General features: G+C 64.5%; 34 protein-coding genes. 6 read left to right on the top strand and 28 right to left on the bottom strand.

Translation table 11 applies throughout. The features are described 5' to 3' along the window. Positions 1–71 precede the first annotated feature (71 nt). Together ACLNGM_RS15115 and ACLNGM_RS15110 are read left to right on the top strand one after the other, a co-directional pair. Positions 72–542, top strand: a complete 471-nt coding sequence (locus tag ACLNGM_RS15115) for a CC0125/CC1285 family lipoprotein (protein WP_416355567.1) — start codon at positions 72–74, stop codon at positions 540–542. A 50-nt stretch (positions 543–592) separates the two neighbouring features. Continuing rightward, positions 593–916, top strand: coding sequence for a hypothetical protein (locus ACLNGM_RS15110; RefSeq protein WP_416355566.1), 324 nt, complete (start codon positions 593–595; stop codon positions 914–916). A gap of 49 nt (positions 917–965) precedes the next feature. On the opposite strand, the gene ACLNGM_RS15105 is transcribed toward ACLNGM_RS15110, so the two are convergent. Continuing rightward, positions 966–1,115: a hypothetical protein gene (locus ACLNGM_RS15105; protein WP_416355565.1), complete on the bottom strand. Its 150-nt coding sequence runs from the start codon at positions 1,113–1,115 to the stop codon at positions 966–968. A 234-nt stretch (positions 1,116–1,349) separates the two neighbouring features. Between ACLNGM_RS15105 and ACLNGM_RS15100 the strand changes: the two genes are divergently transcribed. Further along, positions 1,350–1,574, top strand: coding sequence for a hypothetical protein (locus tag ACLNGM_RS15100; protein ID WP_416355564.1), 225 nt, complete (start codon positions 1,350–1,352; stop codon positions 1,572–1,574). Beyond that, positions 1,571–1,843 (top strand): hypothetical protein, encoded by a 273-nt coding sequence (locus tag ACLNGM_RS15095; RefSeq protein WP_416355563.1) that lies wholly within the window; start codon positions 1,571–1,573, stop codon positions 1,841–1,843. The genes ACLNGM_RS15100 and ACLNGM_RS15095 overlap by 4 nt, the downstream gene beginning before the upstream one ends. A 67-nt stretch (positions 1,844–1,910) precedes the next feature. Here ACLNGM_RS15095 and ACLNGM_RS15090 read toward each other — a convergent pair whose 3' ends face one another. From ACLNGM_RS15090 to ACLNGM_RS15005, 18 genes are all read right to left on the bottom strand, one after another. Continuing rightward, on the bottom strand, positions 1,911–2,549 hold the full coding sequence (locus ACLNGM_RS15090) for a hypothetical protein (RefSeq protein WP_416355562.1): 639 nt from the start codon (positions 2,547–2,549) through the stop codon (positions 1,911–1,913). A gap of 43 nt (positions 2,550–2,592) precedes the next feature. Continuing rightward, the gene (locus ACLNGM_RS15085) at positions 2,593–3,081 is read right to left on the bottom strand and encodes a hypothetical protein (RefSeq protein WP_416355561.1); all 489 of its coding nucleotides are present in this window, start codon (positions 3,079–3,081) and stop codon (positions 2,593–2,595) included. After that, positions 2,979–3,383 carry a hypothetical protein gene (locus ACLNGM_RS15080; protein WP_416355560.1) on the bottom strand — a complete coding sequence of 135 codons (405 nt, stop codon included), beginning with the start codon at positions 3,381–3,383 and terminating at the stop codon, positions 2,979–2,981. The genes ACLNGM_RS15085 and ACLNGM_RS15080 overlap by 103 nt, the downstream gene beginning before the upstream one ends. Positions 3,384–3,393: 10 nt before the next feature. Then, positions 3,394–3,711, bottom strand: coding sequence for a hypothetical protein (locus tag ACLNGM_RS15075; RefSeq protein WP_416355559.1), 318 nt, complete (start codon positions 3,709–3,711; stop codon positions 3,394–3,396). A 2-nt stretch (positions 3,712–3,713) separates the two neighbouring features. Next, on the bottom strand, positions 3,714–4,202 hold the full coding sequence (locus tag ACLNGM_RS15070; RefSeq protein ID WP_416355558.1) for a hypothetical protein: 489 nt from the start codon (positions 4,200–4,202) through the stop codon (positions 3,714–3,716). A gap of 21 nt (positions 4,203–4,223) precedes the next feature. After that, positions 4,224–4,631, bottom strand: a complete 408-nt coding sequence (locus ACLNGM_RS15065) for a phage tail terminator-like protein (protein ID WP_416355557.1) — start codon at positions 4,629–4,631, stop codon at positions 4,224–4,226. Between the two features lie 199 nt (positions 4,632–4,830). Further along, a complete protein-coding gene (locus ACLNGM_RS15060) occupies positions 4,831–5,370 on the bottom strand; it encodes an HK97 gp10 family phage protein (RefSeq protein ID WP_416355556.1) in 540 nt (179 codons plus the stop codon). Beyond that, positions 5,367–5,522, bottom strand: coding sequence for a hypothetical protein (locus ACLNGM_RS15055; RefSeq protein ID WP_416355555.1), 156 nt, complete (start codon positions 5,520–5,522; stop codon positions 5,367–5,369). The genes ACLNGM_RS15060 and ACLNGM_RS15055 overlap by 4 nt, the downstream gene beginning before the upstream one ends. After that, complete coding sequence (locus tag ACLNGM_RS15050) at positions 5,522–5,725, bottom strand: hypothetical protein (RefSeq protein WP_416355554.1); 204 nt, start codon at positions 5,723–5,725, stop codon at positions 5,522–5,524. The genes ACLNGM_RS15055 and ACLNGM_RS15050 overlap by 1 nt, the downstream gene beginning before the upstream one ends. Then, entirely contained in the window at positions 5,722–6,576 is an 855-nt protein-coding gene (locus ACLNGM_RS15045) for a head morphogenesis protein (RefSeq protein WP_416355553.1), read from the bottom strand. Before ACLNGM_RS15045 ends, ACLNGM_RS15050 begins: the two co-directional genes overlap by 4 nt. Next, a complete protein-coding gene (locus ACLNGM_RS15040; protein ID WP_416355552.1) occupies positions 6,573–6,968 on the bottom strand; it encodes a hypothetical protein in 396 nt (131 codons plus the stop codon). Before ACLNGM_RS15040 ends, ACLNGM_RS15045 begins: the two co-directional genes overlap by 4 nt. 2 nt (positions 6,969–6,970) lie before the next feature. Beyond that, positions 6,971–7,474, bottom strand: a complete 504-nt coding sequence (locus ACLNGM_RS15035; protein WP_416355551.1) for a DnaT-like ssDNA-binding protein — start codon at positions 7,472–7,474, stop codon at positions 6,971–6,973. 3 nt (positions 7,475–7,477) lie between these two features. Continuing rightward, positions 7,478–7,978, bottom strand: coding sequence for a hypothetical protein (locus ACLNGM_RS15030; RefSeq protein ID WP_416355550.1), 501 nt, complete (start codon positions 7,976–7,978; stop codon positions 7,478–7,480). Between the two features lie 53 nt (positions 7,979–8,031). Then, positions 8,032–9,033 (bottom strand): major capsid protein, encoded by a 1,002-nt coding sequence (locus tag ACLNGM_RS15025; RefSeq protein WP_416355549.1) that lies wholly within the window; start codon positions 9,031–9,033, stop codon positions 8,032–8,034. 98 nt (positions 9,034–9,131) lie between these two features. Next, positions 9,132–9,926, bottom strand: a complete 795-nt coding sequence (locus tag ACLNGM_RS15020; RefSeq protein WP_416355548.1) for a hypothetical protein — start codon at positions 9,924–9,926, stop codon at positions 9,132–9,134. Positions 9,927–10,377: 451 nt separating this feature from the next. Further along, positions 10,378–11,757, bottom strand: a complete 1,380-nt coding sequence (locus tag ACLNGM_RS15015) for a DUF4055 domain-containing protein (protein ID WP_416355547.1) — start codon at positions 11,755–11,757, stop codon at positions 10,378–10,380. Next, the gene (terL, locus tag ACLNGM_RS15010; RefSeq protein ID WP_416355546.1) at positions 11,757–13,139 is read right to left on the bottom strand and encodes a phage terminase large subunit; all 1,383 of its coding nucleotides are present in this window, start codon (positions 13,137–13,139) and stop codon (positions 11,757–11,759) included. Before terL ends, ACLNGM_RS15015 begins: the two co-directional genes overlap by 1 nt. An 82-nt stretch (positions 13,140–13,221) precedes the next feature. After that, complete coding sequence (locus ACLNGM_RS15005) at positions 13,222–13,695, bottom strand: terminase small subunit (protein ID WP_416355545.1); 474 nt, start codon at positions 13,693–13,695, stop codon at positions 13,222–13,224. Between the two features lie 13 nt (positions 13,696–13,708). On the opposite strand from ACLNGM_RS15005, the gene ACLNGM_RS15000 reads away from it, so the two are divergent. Beyond that, complete coding sequence (locus tag ACLNGM_RS15000; protein ID WP_416355544.1) at positions 13,709–14,320, top strand: hypothetical protein; 612 nt, start codon at positions 13,709–13,711, stop codon at positions 14,318–14,320. Beyond that, complete coding sequence (locus ACLNGM_RS14995) at positions 14,317–14,499, top strand: hypothetical protein (RefSeq protein WP_416355543.1); 183 nt, start codon at positions 14,317–14,319, stop codon at positions 14,497–14,499. The genes ACLNGM_RS15000 and ACLNGM_RS14995 overlap by 4 nt, the downstream gene beginning before the upstream one ends. 395 nt (positions 14,500–14,894) lie before the next feature. Here ACLNGM_RS14995 and ACLNGM_RS14990 read toward each other — a convergent pair whose 3' ends face one another. Genes ACLNGM_RS14990 through ACLNGM_RS14950 form a run of 9 tightly spaced genes read right to left on the bottom strand, consistent with a single transcriptional unit; the run spans position 14,895 to position 20,325 of the window. After that, the gene (locus ACLNGM_RS14990) at positions 14,895–15,533 is read right to left on the bottom strand and encodes a hypothetical protein (protein ID WP_416355542.1); all 639 of its coding nucleotides are present in this window, start codon (positions 15,531–15,533) and stop codon (positions 14,895–14,897) included. Next, positions 15,530–15,964, bottom strand: a complete 435-nt coding sequence (locus ACLNGM_RS14985; protein ID WP_119540509.1) for a hypothetical protein — start codon at positions 15,962–15,964, stop codon at positions 15,530–15,532. The genes ACLNGM_RS14990 and ACLNGM_RS14985 overlap by 4 nt, the downstream gene beginning before the upstream one ends. Continuing rightward, positions 15,961–16,413 carry a hypothetical protein gene (locus ACLNGM_RS14980; protein ID WP_416355541.1) on the bottom strand — a complete coding sequence of 151 codons (453 nt, stop codon included), beginning with the start codon at positions 16,411–16,413 and terminating at the stop codon, positions 15,961–15,963. Before ACLNGM_RS14980 ends, ACLNGM_RS14985 begins: the two co-directional genes overlap by 4 nt. Continuing rightward, positions 16,410–16,742, bottom strand: coding sequence for a hypothetical protein (locus ACLNGM_RS14975; RefSeq protein ID WP_416355540.1), 333 nt, complete (start codon positions 16,740–16,742; stop codon positions 16,410–16,412). The genes ACLNGM_RS14980 and ACLNGM_RS14975 overlap by 4 nt, the downstream gene beginning before the upstream one ends. Then, complete coding sequence (locus tag ACLNGM_RS14970) at positions 16,739–17,092, bottom strand: hypothetical protein (protein ID WP_416355539.1); 354 nt, start codon at positions 17,090–17,092, stop codon at positions 16,739–16,741. The genes ACLNGM_RS14975 and ACLNGM_RS14970 overlap by 4 nt, the downstream gene beginning before the upstream one ends. Then, positions 17,092–18,534 (bottom strand): replicative DNA helicase, encoded by a 1,443-nt coding sequence (locus ACLNGM_RS14965; protein WP_416355538.1) that lies wholly within the window; start codon positions 18,532–18,534, stop codon positions 17,092–17,094. Before ACLNGM_RS14965 ends, ACLNGM_RS14970 begins: the two co-directional genes overlap by 1 nt. Then, positions 18,531–19,250, bottom strand: coding sequence for a hypothetical protein (locus ACLNGM_RS14960; protein ID WP_416355537.1), 720 nt, complete (start codon positions 19,248–19,250; stop codon positions 18,531–18,533). Before ACLNGM_RS14960 ends, ACLNGM_RS14965 begins: the two co-directional genes overlap by 4 nt. Continuing rightward, positions 19,247–19,828, bottom strand: coding sequence for a hypothetical protein (locus tag ACLNGM_RS14955; RefSeq protein WP_416355536.1), 582 nt, complete (start codon positions 19,826–19,828; stop codon positions 19,247–19,249). Before ACLNGM_RS14955 ends, ACLNGM_RS14960 begins: the two co-directional genes overlap by 4 nt. Further along, positions 19,825–20,325, bottom strand: a complete 501-nt coding sequence (locus tag ACLNGM_RS14950; RefSeq protein WP_416355535.1) for a winged helix-turn-helix domain-containing protein — start codon at positions 20,323–20,325, stop codon at positions 19,825–19,827. The genes ACLNGM_RS14955 and ACLNGM_RS14950 overlap by 4 nt, the downstream gene beginning before the upstream one ends. Between the last annotated feature and the right edge of the window lie 59 nt (positions 20,326–20,384).

The raw sequence follows: 20,384 nt of genomic DNA, 5'->3' as shown, positions 1-20,384 counted from the left end.
TGCTTCTGCGTTGTCTGGACACGTCGCCGCCGCTATGTCCCGAATGGCTCTTCGCCTCGGGAGTGTGCTGGATGCGACGTTCGATTCTTACGGTTGCGCTGTGCGTTGGATTGGTAGGGTGTCAGACGCCTTACCAAGAGGAGGGATCAAGCGCAGTCGTCGGCGGTGTCCGGGCAGAGCAGGTCGGATACGACCGATACCGCGTCTCAGCGCTGGTCAACCAGAACACACCATCGAGCCGCGTGGGCGACTATCTGTTGCTGAAAGCGGCGCAGACGGCCCAATCGAATGGATCGCGCTATTTCGTCAGGGAAGGTGACATCCAGGACTCTAGCCAAGTTGCGACCTATTCCACGCCGGGCATGGTGAACCCCAACGGGTTCGGCGGTTACACCGTCACTCCCGCGAGCACCAGCTCTGCCTATCAGCCGGGCGCGACGGTCTACATTCGGCTCGTGAAGGGATCGGCACGTCCCGACGGGGCGATCGACTCTCAAGAGGTTCTGGACACGATCGGCCGCCGCCTGCTGCCGAAGAAGTAGGCCGGGCAGACTTCCTACAGCTGAAGCCTAGATATTCAGGAAGGCCTCTGATGCGCGCCCACTCTCTCGCCATGGCACTCGCCACTGCGCTTCTCGCAACCGAAGCGTCTGCAGCATCATGCGATTACCTGAACACGAAGACGGATGCCTTCGCGGACGGTCCGTGCAAGATCGAGCAGACGTCGAAAGGTTATCGCCTCGCGATCCCCGGACTGCCGAAGCCGGTCGTTATTCAGCAGGGGCCACATCAGGGTCAGTTTCACCGATGGAAGCTGAACGGCCGAGCCGCGACGTTCTACGAACTCGACCGCGGATCGTTCTGCGGGACCACGGACGACCTGACGGAGAATGTGTGCTTCTCGTCGTTCAGGTAGGCTGGCCTGGCCGCCCATCTGTCCACCGTTGACAGATGGGGTGAGCCAATCAGCGCAGCACAACGAACGGTCGCAGCCTAGCGTCGAACTCGGCGAGATCGATCTTGCGCTCTACCAGCGCCTCGATCCAGGAACCGACTTCTTCCGTGTCGGGCGCGGCAAAGGTGCCGCCGTTCTGCGCGATGAATGGCAGTCCCACATAAAAGCCAGCGCGCTCGTTCCCGTCGGAGAAAGCATGGGCACGAGCGACCTCCGCCGGCACTGGCCCCTCAGCGATGCGACGTCGTGCTTACGCTGTACGGTATGTTGGTCATACGCCGATCCTGTTGGTGAAACTCATCGTGAGTTCATTGATTGTTCGGTATGCGGGGTGCATATTCGTGGTGTCATTCATGCACCGTTATGCGCCACGGTGCGTCGAAAGGTGTCCTAGATGTTCACGATAGATGGTCACGAAATCACGCGGCAGCAGATCGGGCAAAAGCTTGTCTACACGTCTGCTACCGTTGATGGCCTGTTCGTTTCATTGAATCCTGCGGATGAGGAACGAGCAGAATCCTCGGTGCGCTCAGCTATTGCGATGCTTAAGCGCATGGATGAGCGGCGCAAAGCTCGGCAGGAGTTTGCCGAGGATCGCCGAGAGCGTCGAGTCGCTTGAGCCGCTATGACTTTTACGAGGTTGTCGAGCTTTTAGAAGAAGCTGGATGCCATTATTACGGCGACTCGTACGATGACGGTATGGGTTGGGAAACAGCGGACGGACATACGTTCACCTTCCCTGACCCCGATCATGACGACCAGGGTGTCTGGCTCGACGCCGACGTTATGGACTACATCGCAGCCAATCGTTGGCTTGGGCAGATTTTCGCGGTCCTTAAGAGACATAACGATCTCGAACCTGTCGCGACGCCAACTCCAGGCGGGTAGCAGCTAGCAAGCCCCTACCCGATCGTCACCTCGGAATTCCGAGGTCAGGCATAATACCCGCAGAGTCTCACCCCCCGTAGTGCAGGGCGTAAGCCATCGACTTGTGTACCCCCTTCTGCACCTCCCGTACGAACGCGGCTGGATCGGTGACGAAGTGGCGGAAGCGCGATCCATCTTTGATCGAGACGATTTGGAACTCGAACATACGGTTGGCGGCCAAGGCGACCGACAGTTCGGTCCCAGATACGGCTTCGAAGTCCGCATTGAAGGTTAGGTTGCGCGCATCGGCTCCCGTGAGGACGAACAGCCGAAACACGCCCTCCTGCGCGTCGATAGGCGCACTGACTGTCGTGTCAGCAATTGGCCGGAATAGAAATGTTCTACCCTTCGAGCAGTCGATCGCGATGTCCGCTGCGGAGCGGATATCGACCACCTGCGTATCGCTCCGGATCACCACCTCTCGCGAGTAGGTAAGCTTGAAGATCCAGAACGTTGCCGCACCCGCCAGCAGTGTGAGGCTCGGCAACACCCACCAAGGCGTACGAAGAAGGTATGTTAGGAGGTCGTGCAGCAGACCCATTGCAACCTTCGCATCGTCGGGGGTTGTCGAATAGCCGATCATATCGACAACAATTCGGACGGCGGACAAACCGCCAAGCAGAACCGTTCCAACGGCGAAAATGAGACGAGTGAGGCCTGGGCGCATTCCCGACCATCGTCATAGACCGTTGCCCCAGCCTGACCTCCTCCTACCCGAACAGCGCGTCGAACATGGCCGGGTTGATCGCCTGCGTGACCGGCGCCTCGGACTGCAAGTCCTCCTGCGGCCCTTGCTGGCGCGCACGGGACATCTCCAGCAGGATCCGACCTTCCCAGGGTTCGACTGTCGTACCGGTCAGCCCCGCCCATGCCTGGATGCGGAGAGCATCAAGCGGCACGAGGCCGAAGCCCGTTGAGCCGCACAGGCTGTCCGCATCCCAGAACCATTCGACGAGATGGGAGCCGGCGTCATAGACCTCCGGCTCCTCAATCTCGACGCCCGCCTCTTCCCAGCTTTCCCGCCGCGTGATGCCGGACTTCTCATCCCGTTCCGCGAGGAACAGGGTGTGCCGGACGGCGCGGCAAAGCTGGTCTGTCAGTTCGACAAAAAATTGGACTGGTCGCCCGCGAAATCGTCGATCTGCTGTCCGATGAAGGGGAAGCGGCGGATCAGGGCTTCCACCGCTTCCTTGTTGCACTCGCCGATCGGCTGACCGTCGAGTTCGAAGTCGGCGTCGCCCTGCCAAGACAGCACGGACGCGACGATCACCTCACGCCCCGCCCGCTCGATCTCCTCGACCGTGACCTTCTTCGAGCGCTTGTGAAGGCGCTCGTTCTGCTGCTTGCGCTGAAGGCGCTTCACGACGTCGGACTCGTAGCCCGAGACCCGCAGCGTCAGGCCAATGGGATCGCCTGAGATCGGATGCTTGATCTGCAGCTCCATGCCCTCGTCCTGATTGGACTTGAGGGCGTCGAGCGAGGCGAGGTCGAACTTGGACATGCGGGCTCCTTCAGAGCTTCAGGGCCTTGCCGATCTGGTCGGCGAAGTGCGGGTAGCGGGTGAGCAGCGGGACGGCGCGCGCCTGGCTGAACGGATAGGCTTCGCCGTCGACTTCCATGGAGGTCCACGACGTGATGCTCTTGGCGAGGCGGCGGACGTGTGCAGCCTCGGGCGTGTCGTCCTCGCCAACGGTCTCGTCCTCAACCGGATCGTCCTTCAGCGTGACGGTCACGCCGATCGGCTGACCGGCGGCATCCACGAGATCGACCTTGCGCGGGTCGGCGTCCGGGGCTTTCGCCTCGGGCTCGGAGGTGACGGGCGCCTTCATGGTCAGCTCGCCGACGGTCCGACCTGGACCACGTTCGAGTTGATCTTCACGGTGGCGTCGACGGTGGCGAACTGGTTCGCGCTGCCGAGGTTCTCGGGCACACCCATGACGAGGCCGACGAACAGACGCTGGGACCCCTTGGGGCTGGCGCCCGTCGCGGGGGCATCCGGGAAGACGATACGGAAGGCATAGTTCGAGATCGACTTCTGCGCAGCACGCAGCGCGATCTGACCGGTGTCGGAAGTGTCAATGTTCGCCGTGAGCGTCATGGTGCCGGCATTGGCCGTACCCTTTGCCGAGACGTCACGACCGAGGCCGATTTCGTTAGCGGTGATTTCCGCGTTGGTATCGCCCACCGATCCGATCGACGTCAGAGCGCCGATCTCGACCCAGGTCTGCGACGTGAAATCCGCCGCGACGAAATCGGTGGTCTTCAGGTCGAGCGGGGCGCCGATGTAGACCTTCGACCCGGCTGTAGCAAAACGAGGCATAAGGGAAACTCCGTGTTCGCCTCAGTCGAGGCATTCCCATGGGATGGTGACGGGGATCATCACCCGGCTCCCGTCGATCAGGAGGTCTGCCAGTGCCGGGTAGCTGGTGATGCGAACGGACACGCCGTCGCGCACGAGGCGGAGATCGGTCGAGAAATGCTCGGCGATGCTGCCGGCATAGTTGCGCGGGAGCGTCTCGCCCTGATCCTGCGGCCACATGACGGCCACCTGGAAGAGGCCGCGGCGCCGGGGCGCGTCCTCAGATCGGATCGATGTCCGCTCGACGAGGTTCGGGATGAACTGGGCCCGCAGGAACTTGCCGTCACCGGGCGCCGTGAAGGCTCGGTTCGGCCAAGCGATCGGCAGCACACCGGGCATGTCTACGAGATGCGCGTAGAGCGCCTCCATGATCGATGTCTCGACGGGCATTCCGTGCTATCCGTTCCGATGATGGCCGACAAAGAACCGCTCGACGACATGGCCGCCTATGACCGGCTGCATGCTGCGATGCTCGCGCTCGGCAGCGAGGATGGCGCTACGGTTCGCGCTGATACGGCTCTGAAGGCCGCTCGCCGCTCTCTAGGGATGCTGCAGCTCGCGCTACTCACGGCGTCAGACAACGCTGCGGCTAAAGACCAAGGCGCCCCTTAAGCTCGGCCGCTTTGGCGTCGACGATGCTCGGCCACTTCTGAGCTACTGTTCGCACGAACGCATAGGCCGGCCCGCCACCGGATCCGTATTCCATCGCTCGCGCGTAGGCGGCCGTGTAGCCGAAGTAGAGGGTCTGCCCGATCTCGGCGCCCGCGATTACCGCCTCGATGCTGCTCTCGTCGAAGGCGTACTTCTTACCGTCAGCCGGGACGAACTGGCTGTCGATCGGCGGCGGCGCGGTGGTGGAAGCTCGGAGCGAGGCTCGGAGAAACCCGGTGTCGACCGGTAGGCGCCCGCCCTGTCCGGCAGCCGGCACGGGACCGGCAATGGCGCGCTTCTTCTTGCCGCGCCCGATGGTGCCGAGACCGGCCTTGATGTCTGCCCTCGTCGAAGCAACCGACGGTCCGGGCCGCTGTGCCTCAGACACGACCTCCTGTGCGCTCTCCCGGAAGACGACCTCGACGGCGCCCTCAACCTTGTGCGCCCACTCGGACACCTGGGCGGCGAACGACTTCATCGCTCGACGATGGCCTGCCGGATGGCACGCGCGTCAGCCCGGCGGCGATATTTGTTCGAATGGGCTTTCGCGACAGCCTTCCGGCACCATGCGCCGCGTCCCCGCTTCGGGCCGCAGTGCTCGGTCTTCAGCGCGCTCTTCTCCATGGCCATCACGCGACCTCTTGCGCTCGGAAGCGGCGGACCAGCGCACCGGCGAAGTCCACCTTGTACTCGACCCAACACCGACAGCCGATGATCTCGCTGGCAGGGGCGTTCGGGTCGCCGGGGAAGCGCAAGGCCGCGCCCGACGACGAGTAGAACACCCCGTCGATCTCGACAGCACGCCCATTCAGCAGGCGATGCGTGTGCCTCACCCGACGATCGCCGGCCGAGCGCAGGTCTTCGTCACGTCCTGCTGCTCGACCTTTCCCGCAGCGATCTGCTGGCGCATCGCATCATCGCGCGCCGTCGCCATCGCAGTCATGGTCTCGCTGCGTGCCAGCATTTCGCCCCTGAGAGTGAGAAGCCGGTCGGAGTAGCGCTCGGTCGCCCGCTGCACGGTTTGCGCGTCCACAGCCTTCCCTGCCCGTATGGCGGCCATGATCGTGCGATCGAACCGCTTGTCGCGGCGCTCGCGGGTCAGGTAGTGCGCCATCTGTTCGGGATCGCCGGACAAAAGCTCGGCACGGGCTGATGCCACGTAGCGCTCCTGGGGCGCCGTGAGGCCGATGATGCCGCCCTCACGCTTGCCGGTCGCTCGGCTGATCCGCCCCACGACGTCGAGCGCGGTGGAGCGCGGGTTGCGGCCTTCGGATAGGCCGGTCTCGAGCGCTTGCCGAAGCGACTGAAGCTGGTCGTCAACGATCCGCGTCACAAGGCTGGAAGAATGCGCCCGCAGCCGTTGCTCGGCCTCCGGGTTGCGCGTGCCAAACCGGAACACGATGCGAGTGCCCTGCGGGTCCGTTGCGCGCGGCAGGTCGGCGATAAGCCCCTGCCCGCCTGCGTCGTAGGCCTCCGCGATGGCACGCTCGAGCGGTGCGAAGGCATCGGCGTCGAGGTGCAAGGCGTCGATCGCGCCGGCGATGTCGCCGCGCTCCAATCGCTCCACCACAATCTTGAGCGTGATGGCGGACCGAATGTCGTCGATGCTCGCGAGGAATGCGTCGCGGATCCGCGCGTCGAACGTGTCGAGCAGCGCTTCGATGCGCTCGCGAGTCGTGGTCATGCGATCAGGTCGATCTCGTAAAGGACCGCGATGCCGGCGGGCGCGAGCGGGCGCACCTCGGCGATCTGGACCCATTCCGTGTTCGTGTCGGGCACGGCCGCGCCGATCGCGATCGTGTCACCGCTTGCCGGCACGACGTCAGGGATGGCAGTCACCGTCAGCGTGCGGACCGACTGGCCGATCAGCGTGCCGCTGGCGTCGCGCACCTCGCGGACCGTCTCGATGGCGTGCAGGGGAAAGTCCGTGGCGTTCGTGAAGGCCGGGTTCCAGGGATCGCCGCCAACGCTCGTCTGTTTCCGCAGTACGACCGGGAAGCCGCCCGGCTGGGACACATCCGCGACGGAGCGCAGGGCATCGGCCACCTCGGCAGCGATCGCGTTCCAATCTTCCATCCTCAAGCCCTCAGCAGAAAGCGCGACGAAGAGGCGGACGGAGTTGGCATGAGCAGGCCTGACAGCAATCCGTCCACAGCGGTTGCGACAGGTCGCATGCCATCCTTGCCGGTTCCGCCACCAACAACGGTCCAGCGGATGCCCTTTACTTCCGTCAGCACCTTCTGCTCACTCGGCGTGTATGCGCGAGAAAAGAAGCCAGGTCGGCCAAGTTCGATAAGCGCAGCCTCATAGGCGGCGTGCACGACTTCGCCTGGGACCTCATCGTCTGCAATCGGCTCGCCAATGGCGTCGGCAGCGTTCAGCCTAGGCCATTCGAGCGCTTGGGTTCGCCCCCCGGACTTTCGGCCAGAGAAGCGATCCCGATAGCGACCGTCGATATAGCTCGAAGCGCGGATGAGCGCTGCGCTTCGAGCTACTTCACTAGCGCCGACCCACGCGTCGTTTCCTCGGGCAGCATGAAATGCGTCTGCTCCCTCGAGGGTGCCGTAGTGCGACGCAACCACGGGTCAGCCTCGACGCGACCGCTCGGCTGAGATGATGTCGTTGGCCTCTTCAGCCTTCACATCGTCTCGACCCGAAATCCGCTCGGCCAGCGCAACGCGGGTGCGCCAGTGCGAACTCTCCCACCCGTCCGGAATCTGCACGATGCCAGCTTCGTCGGCCGTCTGTGCAGGCTTGCCGGTCGCGGGGTTGGTGTTGCTCGCCTCGACGCCGATACCGCCGGCGGTCGCAACCTCGATGTTCGGCGCAAAATTGCCGGCGCTGTCGGACAAGAGGCGTGTCACACCGGAGAGATCAGCGGGTCGATCATCCAGATCGCCGCGGAGCTTGTCGACGTGATCGTTCGATTCCTTCGCGTTGGCCACAGCCGTGTCGAGGTCGTCCTGATAGGCGTTGTTCTGTCCCGCCATGCCGCGCAGGATCTCGACTTTGCTTTCGTCGGCGCGGGCGATGCCCTCGGCCTCGAGGATGTCGTCCGGCAGCTCACGCTTCGTGTTCTCGGTCATCGGACCGTCTCCATGATGAAGGGTTGGGGAAGCGGAGCCGAAGCCCCGCCGGATCAGCCGTTGGTGACGACCGCGACCATGCGGAGAAGCTTGGGGTCGTAGCGGCGCGTCCAGTTGGAGCCGTTGGCCAGCTCGGCGTTGGTCGGCGAGTTGCCTGCGGGCGAACCCGTGAAGGCGATGCCGCGCGGATGCAGCACGAAGTGACGGCGGTACCAGACCGTTTCAATGCCTTCACCGTTACCTGCCGACGCCGCGCTCTCGATCTCGACCGGCTTCTTCGGACCGCCCTCGCCCGTCGCCTCAGCGTAGGCCAGCGCGCCGTCGCCGAAGAGGTACGACGTGTACTTGAAACCGGAGGTCGAACCCGCGACACGGGGGCAGGCGTCCGAGACGTAGACGCGCTTGTCGTCCCAGGTGTCGAAGGACAGACCGGAGACCGGATCCTGGAACTTCTGGATCGCACGCTGGGCACGCAGGTTGTAGTAGACGCGGCTGTGCATCAGAACGCCCGAGAGCGTCTGGCCGTACTCGCCGAGCAGCGCATAGGCGTTGGCGGCCACTTCCGGGTCGAGCTTGACCGGCGTGGTGGCACCGGCTTCGGAAGCGACGTCGAGCTTGTTGCCGGCCATGCCAGACGAGGCGAAGATGCCGTTGACGACCTGACCGAGGACAGTCTCCTCGTCGCGCACCCAATACTCGGCAATGAGCTGGGCCACGACGTCGAGCGGGTCCTCCGCCAGAACCGCGGCAACGAGATTGGCGGACTGCCAGCCGTTGTTGCGCCGGTTCTTCCGGGCCATGTCCTGGCCCTGCGTCAGCTTGTTCGGAACCGCCGTCTGCGCAGGATCGTCGGAGGAGACGTTCGAGGCGCCGTTGAGGTCGTTCCAGAACGGCATCTGTACGATGTCGCCGGGACCGTTGGCGAAGCGCTGGATTTCGGGGTCGTTCGAGACGATCGGCGAGTTCCGCAGGCGCGACAGCTGCGCGATGCGCTGGATGGTCGTAGGCAGGAAGAGCGGACCGTAGATGACGTCCGTCAGCCGGGTGGTTGCCATGGGAATGGCTCCTGTCAATCAGTGGGGTGATAGGGTTCGGGCGGCCACCCCACTGGGCGCGGCCTGGAATGCAGAGGGGCGTCACTGACGCCGGGAAGTCACCAGGTCGGCGTGATGCCTGCAGCCTGCGCCATCTGGCGGGCCTTGACCGGGTTCTGAGCGATGAGCTCCTGCTGTTTCGTCAGGTTCGGCCTCACGGTGCCGCCCTTCGTGTCGAACGGGTTCTCGCCAAAGCGCTGCCCGTCACCGCCCTTCGCATCGCCGCCGGTCGGCTTGGTGATGAAAGGCTTGCCTTCATCCTGACCTGCCCAGGCGCGCACGTAGTCGGCAAGCGGCGTGCGGTCGTTCACGCCATCGTCGGCGAAAACCTGGATCGCGTCGTCGTCCTCGATCAGCTTGATCTGGCCGCGCTCTTTCAGCAGCGCCTTGGCCGCCGGCAGGAACGTCTTGTCGATCCCGGCGTCGAGCAACGCCTTCGTCAGGCCTTCGTCGACCATCACGCGGCGAAGCGCACCGTCGAGCTTGGCAATCCGTCCGTCCAGCTTCTCGCGGTCCTTCGCGAACTTGCCCTCGAGCTGAGTCTTTTGCGCAGCCAGGCGCTCGTCCAGCTTGGCAGGCTCGTTGCCCTCAGCGCGCGAGCGAAGGTCTTCGTAGGCCTCGGCGTCGAAGTCGTCGGGCAGACCAGTCAATCGCTCTTCTGCAGACGTGAGCTTCTCCGAGACCGTACGCTTCTCGCTCCGGACGCGATCGAGCGCCGACTTGAGCGCCTTCGTCTCGGGATGCTGGTCGATCCCATCCACTTCGAGGACGAACTTGCCGTCTTTCTCCGTGTACAGATCGTGGAGGGTCGTTTCGACGCCATCGAGGCTGTCGAGGATTGCTTTCAGGGCCACTGGCCGCTCCTATGGTGAGGAACCCGCACTGCGGGCGTAGAACGGCCCGCCGACGCAGGCCGAGGAATGAAGATGCTGATGTCTCAGAGACTGGCGCTTGGAGTGATCGCAGTGGCCGTTGTGGCGTGGGCGATCGGCTGCACTGAACGGAACCGGCAGGTCGAAGGCCAAGACCCGCCACCGCCTGACCGTGTGCCTACGCCCGTTCCGCACTGACCAATCCGCAAGGCAGCGAAAGACACGATGGCTGTAAGGCGCATCAACCCGACAATTGCGCGCGCGATCTTGAAGGCTAGGATGCTTCGAATTCCGACCGCTCGTGACGCCTACGAGTTCAGCGTCGGAACCCCGATCAACGACTGGCTGTGGCAGCGGGTCGCTGACGATTGGGAATGGCACTTTGCGCAGCCGTCGGAGACGCTGCGGGCTCGCAGGTCGTGAGTTTCGAGCCCTACGCCGAACGATCGAGCAGCCCAGCTTCCACCGGATCGCTGTCGACGTCCTCCTTGTCGATTTGCGCTTGTTCCTCTTCAGCGGTCCGCTCTGCGCTCGCGATCTCCCCGCGCTGCAGGTTCTCATACATTGTCGCGTAGCTGATCGCCCCGTTCTGCCACATGGTGACGAGGGCGGTGGCAGCTTGCGGGTCGAGGGTGCTGTCGAGGAAGTCGAGGTTCGGCTTCACCACCACCTTCATCGGGTCCTGCCCGAGCATGATGGCGATGAAGCGGAGAGCCTTCTCCAGCCCCTGTGCGCTGGCCTGGGCGATCGACGTCAGCGTAGCTGTCTGGGCGGCATATCGGAGTTTCAGCGCCTCGCCGCTTTCGGCCGCCTTCTTGGCGCTGTCGAATAGCCTCGCGCCGGCTGACACTGCGTTCTCGCGCTCATCCTGGATCGCGGTCCGGTGCGCTTCGATGCCTGTGCCCTGCGGACCGACGTATTTTGCGTCCGGCGTTCGCTCTTTGCCGTCCTCGCCTGTGCCGCTGTGAAGCGTGATGACGACCCCGGCGCCGATCGCCTCCGGCGCGTCGCCGTTGATGATGACCAGCGTCTCTTGGCCCGACATGTAGAGCTGGTGGCGGTAATCGGCGTCGAGGCGGTACTGCGCTAGCGCCGCACGTGCAACGCCGATCAGCGGCGGCTCGGTTGGTGAGACTGACAGATCCAGCGGACCGATCACCACGAAGGGGATCGCGTCGAGCGCCTTGTTGCCCTGCGCAACCGGCTGCAGGGTATCGCCTTCCTTTTCTGTGCCCTCATAGCGCTCAACCTCGTAGCGGCCTTCCACAAGTTGCAGGACGCGGAACCGCTTCTGGTCGCGCCATTCAAAACCTTCGCGCTTCAGACCGCTTTCGTCGAGCACGTAGAAGTCGCGATCGGCGCTCCAGTTGATAAGCGCTTCAGCCGAATACCCGGCGAGGAATGGCAACTCGGAGCCCGTAGAGGCAGCATCCGCCAGGATCGAGTAGCGGCCCGTCAGCAGAAGCTCCGACGTGATCCGGCGGTGGAAAGCTTCCAAAGCCAACCCGTCAGCTGTTGCCCGCTCCCAAAGCCCTAGCATGGCGTCCGGCATTTCGATCTGTGCTTCGGTGCGATGGATGACGCCGATCATGCCCCGGACCGTCGGCGCGACGATCTCGGGGAACTGCGCACGGATCCGATAGGCGCCGTACATCCGAGTGCCGCCATCCCCCTGCGCTCGGTAGCCCGATGGCATCGGCAGGTATGTTTCGCCCTCCTCCTTCACCGCACGAGCGCCGCGGGAGGTATCGCGCATTTCCTTCCATTCCGGGGCACGGTCGGCGTACTCAGGGTGACGGGTATCAACGGACATCAGTACGCACCCATCGTGGTCGTTGTGGTCACTCGGCCGGGCTGCGCTTCCTTGCGTTGGACGAGCCGCCCGAATGCGCCCGAACTCGCGTCGACCTGATCCTTGAATGAGCCGCTCGGGAACAGGCACAGCTCGTCTAGGTAGTCCTCGTTCCAGGCCCCCTCGACGATGTAGACGTTGCCGGCCTCGCACTGGACCGAGAACGGCTCGGCGCGGGTTACCTTATCGCCGGTCTCCGGTTCGGCCTTCGCCTTCCAGCCGGCCAGCATGGCAACCATATCCTGCGCCTGCACCTTGCCCGCCTGACCCGGATCCTGCGGCAGGCTGATTTCCACCTCGCGCCCGTCGGCCTCCGCGGTGGCCTTGATGAGCTGGCGGACGCGGTTGCCCTCGTCCTGCGTCTTCACGGCGTGCCCGACGATGAACGAGCCGTCAGGTGCGCGGCCGATCTTCACGCCCGCGGTGCGCGCGGCTCCTGCCTTCTTTGTGGCGGCCAAGTCCCAATGTCGGATCCAGCGCGTGCCCTGCGGCGCCTGGCGGATGATCTTCCCCGCGAACCATTCGCGCTTGAACAGGCCGCCGTCGCGCGGCACCGGGCGCTGCTGAAACTGCCCGGCCACGGCGTAGGAGCCCATCGGCACCTTGTCGCGCTCGACTACGTTGCGCGGGAAGCGCTCGGGAAACAGAAGTTCCCCGTCATAGTTGCGCGGATCCTCGAACCCGATGGCCGTCCGGCAACGGCGTTCCGGCTCGAATTCCATCGGCAGCATGAGGTGCTGATACCCGAGCTTGAGTGCTAGGATCTGACCCGACACGTCCCGCTCATGCAGCCTCTGCATCACCACAACGATCGCCGATCGCTCAGGATCGTTGAGACGTGTCGGCACGGATTCGCGGAAGGTGCGCGTCGTCGCCTCGCGCTCGGCCTCCGATTCCGCAGTGTCGATCGAATGCGGGTCGTCGATGATCACCCGATCACCGCGCGAGCCGGTCAGGCTCTTGAACGGCATGCCCTCCCGAAAACCGGTCTTCGAGTTGGCGAACGACGCCTCACCCGACCGGATCAGCTTCACCTCGGGCCACAGGCTCTCGTACCACTCCGACGTCACCAACGATCGCATGCGCCGGCTATCGCGCTTGGCGTAGGTCTCCGAGTAGGAAGTCGTCACGAACCGGTGCGAGGCAAGCCCCTTCGGCCCCCACTCCCAGGCGGGCCAGAACACCGAGACGATGAGCGACTTCATCGTGCCCGGCGGGATGTTGATCAGCAGGCGGTTGCTCAGCCCCTGTGCGAGGAAGGCGCCGGACGTGATGGCCTCAAGGTGCGCGGCGATGGCGTCGATGTGCCAGCCGTGCAGATACGGGTTCGTCGGCTCCAGCACATGCCAAGCCTCACGGATGAAGCCGGCCAGCGTCTGGCATCGCGACCGGATCCTCTCGACGTCGCGCGCTACCCGATCCCGTTCAGCCTGTGCCGCCCGCCTCGCCCTCTCCGCTCGGATCTCCGCCAGCGACGGCAAGCGGACCGAGAATAGCTTCGAGGCGTGCAAGGTCATCGTCGCTCAGGTTCGATAGGTCGACGGTTTGGATGGGGCCACCACCGGGCCCCGCATGCTGGTGCTTCGCCGGGGCATGACTGCCCTGCATCTTGTTCGCTTCAGCGATGGCTGAGACGGCGACGCGAGGATCGTCGCTCAGAGCCTTGTGCGCGATCGTGGAGAGCATTCGGAGGCGATCGGCTGCTGACCACTCGGCACGATCGGCGGCGCGTTCCTGAAGCTCCCTGGTGCGCCTCACAACGTTCACATTTGTTGACAACCGCGACGCAGCGCTTCGGCTGGGGTTGTACCCGGCCTGCTCGTAGGCTTCGCTCGCGCTCAACCCTTTGGCGAGACCGCTTGCGAAGCGCTCGTGCTTGGGGTTCGTCAGAGATGGCATGAGGGTTGGTCTCTTGAGCGTTCGTGGGTTTGCAGCAGGGCTCCGTGCTGAGATCGAAGCCTTGAAGGAAGGCGGCGCTCAGGTGATCGAGGTGGACAACCTACTGAACTATCTTCGAGGGATCGAGGCATCACCAGAACCGGAACCGCCCGAGGCCACACTGGAACGCTACAAGGCCGAACTCGCGCAAGGCGTGGAGGCGTACAAGTACACGACCGCTGCCACGCTTGAAGAGTTCCGAAGCATAATTCAGATGGGCCAGACCGCAACGCGGTTCATGGTGCTCATCAATGGCGGTGCCGCCATCGCCATTTTGGCCCTGCTTGGGAACTTGGCGCGGCTGGACGGGAACGCGGTACAGAATTACGCGTCCTGCCTGCTTCCATTCGTGGCTGGTACGCTCGGGGGAGCATTGGTGGCAGGATTTACGTACCTCTCTCAGGCATGCTTCGCTTCGAAGAAGCCCTGGGTGCAAAAACTCGGATACGCCTTTCAAGCCACCTGCATCGCTCTCGGCATAGCTGCCTTTTCGGCGTTTGGCGTCGGTTCTTGGTGGACCTATGAAGCTTTCCGATACATTCCGATCGACGGCACGATCACTTCAGCAGCGATGGCATTACGTTGACTTCCCCCACCTTCACCACTCGCCTGATCGGCAACAACTGGCACATGGTCGTTACGATCAACGGCAAGGAGCAGTTCTACCCGGCCGGCACCGAGCTGCATGCCAACGTCATGGTCAGCTTGGAGCGGACCGATCACGAGCGGAAGGTGGCGGGACTGCCGCCGATCGTGCGGACGTAAACGAAAGCCCCGCCGGCCGAAGCTGACGGGGCTATAAGTCGGTCGATGTTGGCTCAGCAGCGTATCCCGCATTTCACGCTGGGCTTCCCATCGGGGCCGATCTCGACCCAGCATTGCCAGGTGCAGCCCGTCGGAACCGCCGTGGCAGCTAGGTCCTTGCCGCTGAGAGCCTCGGAGATCAGATCTTCTAACTTTCGGCCCTTCGACTTCACGTCGTTGGGGGACAGCGTATTCGACATCGGGGACCTCCCTGTTTCAACAGGGAATTCCTATGTCTTGAGCCAGCGAACTACCACTCAGCAACTTGTATAGCACCGTGCGTTCAATCTCATCCCGTTGGATAAGATTTCAACTTTCGACGCAAATCGGTATTCGGCGGTGATCCCACCTTTTGCTCACGCCGCTTGCTCTTCTTCGCGCTCACGCCGCCGACGGTTCTGATCGTCGGCCCAGCTGGTGTCGCGCATCTCGGGTTGATTGGTCGGCCGGGCGTTCGGTGCGTGCCAAGCTGTTTGCCTCTCCGCCACACGTTCCGCGACCATATCGAAGTCTGTAGCCCAATCGGGCATGAGTGGTCCAGTCCTCGACCAGTCCGGCTCGCGCAACGGTTTAGCCAGTTTTCGCAACCCGCTGGCAACGCTTTGGAATGCAAGATTGACACGTCGATCTGCGGTCGTTCGATTTCGGCCTGTTTTCTTGCAGAACGAGCGGAAGGAACCAGCAATCCTGGGCACAGCGAGGCTTGCGGCCCACCGGCAGGCGACCACACGTTGCTCCTGATCCGCCACGAAGTCGAGCAGCCAATCTTGCATCACCTCCTCGGCGCGGGAGATGGCGGCGGCCGACGGGCGGTAGCGCTCAAGGTAGTCGCCATCCACGATGTCGGCGACGCCAGGCCATGTCCCGCTCTTGTCCGACGGGCGAGTTCCTCGGACCTGAAGGTAGGCCATGGTCTCGGCCGCCTCGACGAAGCGGTGGCGGGCGATGATCTCGATATCGGCGAGCTCGGCCGCTTCGATGGTGAGGTCGGTCATGCGCCTTCTCCAAACAGGTCTTTGTCGATCGCGGTGTCCAAGCGCTGCTCCAGCGCGTCGTAGAGGAAGGCCCGCATGGTGTGCCGGATCGGCCAGGGTCGGCGGCGCACCGCGCGCTCCCGCATCTTGTTGAGGTCGATGGTGTCCATGGCGGCGAAGACGTCCGAGGGGCGATCCTGCCAGTCGGGGCGCTGGGCGAGGACGTCGGACAGGGCCCCGGCCGTCTCGGACCAGAGCGCGGTCTTGTTCCCCTCGCTCTCGATGATGAAGCGCACCACAAGGCCGAGGTGATCCCAGCCATGGTGCTTGGCGATCTCGCGCAGCTTGCCGCGGGCGTGGCTCTGCGCCCCCTTGCGCCGGCGCCAGACGGGAAGCAGGCGAACGCCAAGGCCATCCAGGAACGTGTCGAGGTGACCCTTGGCGTTGGTCATGCGCTCCTCATCAGATCGGGGCGGTCAGCGAGTGCCAGCAGCACGGCGGAGCAGAGCGCCATGGCTGCCGTCGCGCCGGTCGCCTCGTATTCCTTCCCGGTGCTGCCGGTGTAGGAGTTCGCGTTGTCCTCGACGAGCGCGGTGTGTCCCTGGCAGTTGTTCCAGTAGGACATGCGGCCCCAGTCCGGCAGCATTCGCTCGGCAAGGACTGTGGCGGCTTCGATGCTGCCGGTGAACCGGAGGCTATCCCATGATGGACCGCGCCCTTCGGATGTCACCGCCTCGACCATGCCGAGCTTCGTCGCGCGCCAGACCGGAAAGCGTTCATGTGCCCATGTCGGCAGGCTGTCCTTGCCGACGCGAAGGGTGGCGTCGATGGCTGCGTCGATCTCGCGGTCGGGACCGGTGGCGTCATCCAGACGGTCAATGATGTCGAACAGGTCGGTCATGCCGCCACCTCCGCCCTGATCTCGGCCTCGCGCACCACGATCATCCGCAGGATCAGCCCCGCAAATCCCTCCGGGTCGCCCTCCTCGGTCATCGTCAGTGAGCGCAGGAGCACCGTCGGCGTGGCGCCGTACTGGAGCGCGATCGAGAGCAGCACTGACTGGTCCCGCACCATCGTGTCGATCGCGGTGCCGACCTTGCGGGTCGAGGCGAACACCTCCGTGATCCGCCAGTCGTCGGTCCAGCCGAACGAGACTTGAACGTCCATGCCCTGAAAGCGCACGTCGACGTTCTCGGCCGGGCGGCGGTTGGGTAGATGCTGACGGCTCATGCCCGCCTCCGCTTCGTCTCGACTGTCAGGAAGCCCTTACCGAGGCCGCGGAACACCTTCCGGTCCTCAATCTGCTGCTGCACCTTCCGCGCCTGCCAGCCGGCAACGTCGAGCACGTCAGCGGCGGGCTGAACCTCTTCCGCGATCGTGCTGCGAATGTCGGGCTCGCAGACCTTCCGGACCTGCATCTGCGCGGCCGCGATCGCGTCGGTGGCGCTGGTGAACTGGACCACCTTGCCGCCCTCGCAGAACATGCGGGTTCGCTTGTTGCCGGGGTAGGCGAACACGGCGGCGTAGCCTCGTCCGTGCGCGGTGAACCAGGCGTAGCTCTTGCCGGCCTCGTACTGCATCAGAACAGCTCCTGCCCGCCGGAGCGCATGGTCTCGTATTTCGTGAAGCGCCCGTTCCAGCGGACGATCTCGCGCACGTCGGCGCGGCCGTAGCGCACCTTCAGCGCGCCCAGCTCGGCCTTGCCTTCCGGGTCTTGGCCGTTGATCCGGAAGCGGGCTCGGATCTTGTCCTCTTCGGTCGCCGAGCCAGCCACCTTCAGCTTCTCGTTCTGCCAGTGCTCCGGACGGTAGAGGTAGAGGATCGAATCGTAGTCCTCGCGGGCCATCTCGCCGCCGAACAGGTCGGAGATGATCGGGCGCGGCACGTCGCGCTTTGAGCCGCCGGAGTTGCGCTGGTTCAGGAACAGGACCGCAGCGCCCAGTTCTTCCGCCAACGCCTTCCCAGCCCCGTTGATGGACGCTGCAATACGGCCCTCGTGATCGTTCGGCCGGTCCGGTGCGACCTTGCGGTTGTGATCGAGTACGATCAGGCAGGGCTTGTCGGTCGTGCGGGCCCAGCGCTTGGCGAAAGCCTGCGCTTGGCCGCAGATGCGGCCGATCTTCTCGGTGCGGAGCGTCTTGACCTCGATCGGCAGCTGCCGGACGCCCTCGACCTCCTTCGAGACGATGCCCCACTCGCGATCGTTCAGGCCGTTCTTGCGGCGCATCTGACCCAGGCTGATCTCGGTCCGCTGCGAGACCATCTGCCGGACGACCTGCTGGCCGGTCTGGTCGAAGCTCATGAGCAGGACCGGATGTCCGGCTTCGGCGGCCGCGCGAATGATCTGGAGCAGCAGCGAGGTCTTGCCCTCGCCTGATGCCGCCAGCAGCCCGTAGAGGTTGCCGGGCTCGAATCCGTCTTCCTGAAGGATGGACGCGATCTCGGGCAGCGGGAACGGGATAGTGGCGCGGGCCGAGGCGTCGGCGTCCGACAGCTCGGCGATGAAGGTGTCGACGTAGGCGTTGATAGAAGACCGCTCAGCGCCTTTCGGCGCGAGATTGCGGATGGCTGCGATCTCGTCCTCGAGGTCGCCCACGATGTCCAGAATGCGCTCGGATCCGGTGCGGACGCGGAACCGGGCGGCGAAGTCCTCGCAGGTGGCCGACGCCAGCCGGACGGCGTATGCCTCGAGCACGGCGAGACCGTAGTCGCGGACCATGGCGATCGGCACGGCGGCAGCGACGAGGCGAGCGATGTACTGCGCTCCGTTCGTCATGTCGTCGATCCGCTCGGCGCGGAAGTCAGGAATCAGCGTCACCGCGTCGGCGCGGCGGCCCGCGTCGGCATAGCGGCGCACTGCGTCGAAGATGTCCTGATGGATTTTCTCGCCGAAGTGCTCGCCTTGGAGAAAGCCGAGGCGCGCGTCGAGCACGGAGTTGTCCATCAGCACACAGCCGAGCACGGCCTGCTCCGCCTCGATGTTGTAGCTCTTGTCCTCTTCGATGGGGGCGTGCTGGTTCATTCCGCCGCCTCCGCTGTGTCCTTGATCAGGATGGTGATGTGCCCGCGCTCGGCGGCCTTCACCCGGCGGATCAGGCCACGGTCGGCGAGATCGGTCAGCGCGACGCTGACGGCCGCCGCCGACTTCCCGGTGTCTCGGTAGATCACCTCGGTGTCGAGCGACGCGCAGCTGCCGTGTCGTACCTTCTGGAACATGGCGAGGATGTCGTCGGCGAGCGCGCGGACCTTCTTCGAGTTTGGCCGAGCGGGTCGGGCCCTTTCCGAGTCCAGCCGCACGGCGGGCAGCGGCTTCGAGATGACGGCCTCGATTGCTGATGTTGCCGCGATCGGCCGGACGTTGGATTCGCGCCGGGGCGGCTCGATCGGATGCTCGGCAGGATAGTCGAGCGCCGGGGTGAACGGGGCGACCGGGGCGACCTCGACCAGCGGCGGCTCGCCATCCTGCCCGGCGCGCAGGCCAAGCCCGTCGAGCACCGTTTCCGCGGCGACCGGCGCCGGATCATCGCCGAGGATCTCAGCCGCTTCCGGCAGGCGCTCGACGGCTTCGATCGCGCCACGGATACGGATCACAACGCCGTGCGCCTTCCGGTGCTCATCGCGAGCCGCAGCTTCGGCTTCCTTCAGCGCCGCGCGCGATTCCGCGAGGCTGTTGAGTTCGGAGAAGCGCGCGGCCGCGTTCTGTTCGGCGCGCGCAAGGAGTTCGTGCAAGGCGCTCACGCTGCCCTCCTAGACTGCTCATATTGGATCTGTCGGAACTCGGGGGTAATCTTGGCCGCGATCGCGATGCCCACCGCGTCGGCCATGTCGTCGTTGGTGACTGTGATGCGCTCGCGGGCGCACTGCTCGCGGACGGCCTTCTTCCACGCCTTGCGATCCCATCCGGGCTGACGGGCGAAGCCGAGGAAGGCCTTGCGCCAGGTCGCCGCCGGAATGCAGACGAAGGTCAGCGCCTTCCATCCGCAGATGGCCGAGATCGCGCCGACGAGCTGGTTGGACGAGATCATGGCGTTCGCCCCGCCGCCGGCGCCGACGATGGTCTCTTCCTCGCCCATCATCTTCGCGGTGCGCTTGCCCTGCGGCAGCATGCGGAGCGGCGTTTCGATCGCGACCAGGGCGGGCTTGCCGGTCTCTTTCAGCAGCAGCCCGAACTGGCGGCCGAGCGTGGCGGCGCGCTCTTCAAAGCTCTCGCCTTCCGCCTTGAGAACTCCGGCCTGAATGGCCGAGATGCTGCGGTCGGGGCGATAGGCGGCCCAGCCGGTGCGCTGGGCAACGTCGAGGCCGAGGATCAGGTTCATGCGGCCTGCCTCCCCGCCAGCGCCGCGGGCACCTTCGCCGACTCAATCGCGTCCAGCCCGGCCGTCACCGCGCGGAACGAGAGATTAAGACGCCGCGCGATGTCGGTGATCGGGTAGCCCTGCTGACGGTAGACCGAAATCAGAGGAAGATCCGGCCCTTCGAACTGGATGCGGCGCTTGCGGCCCTCTTCGAAACGACGAGCGCGCAGGACGGCGGCCTTACCCTCTTCGTCGAGCTCGATGCGGTAGCCGATGCCCCACTGCGTCGTGATGGTCAGGCCGAGGGGTTCGATCTTCGGCCGGATCTTGCAGGCCATGACGTCGAAGACCTTGATGCCCGCCGCGTCGTCGCCGTTTGCATAGATCGCCTCGACCAGATCGTCACGCGAGAGAACCCGCGGGAAGGCGTCGAGCAGAACCCGGAAGAATTGGAACTGCTTCCCGGTCAGCCGAGCGACTTGGCCTGCGTAAACGATGGTGCGGGTCTTCTCGTCCATGATGAGGTCGAGCGGCGACACAGCGCCGCCGCAGCATGGGCAGGCGATCTCGGGATCGG

Origin of the sequence: Aureimonas phyllosphaerae (genome assembly GCF_047943035.1) — a bacterium.
Taxonomy (GTDB): domain Bacteria; phylum Pseudomonadota; class Alphaproteobacteria; order Rhizobiales; family Rhizobiaceae; genus Aureimonas; species Aureimonas phyllosphaerae.
This window is presented reverse-complemented; position numbering and strand designations above follow the sequence as displayed.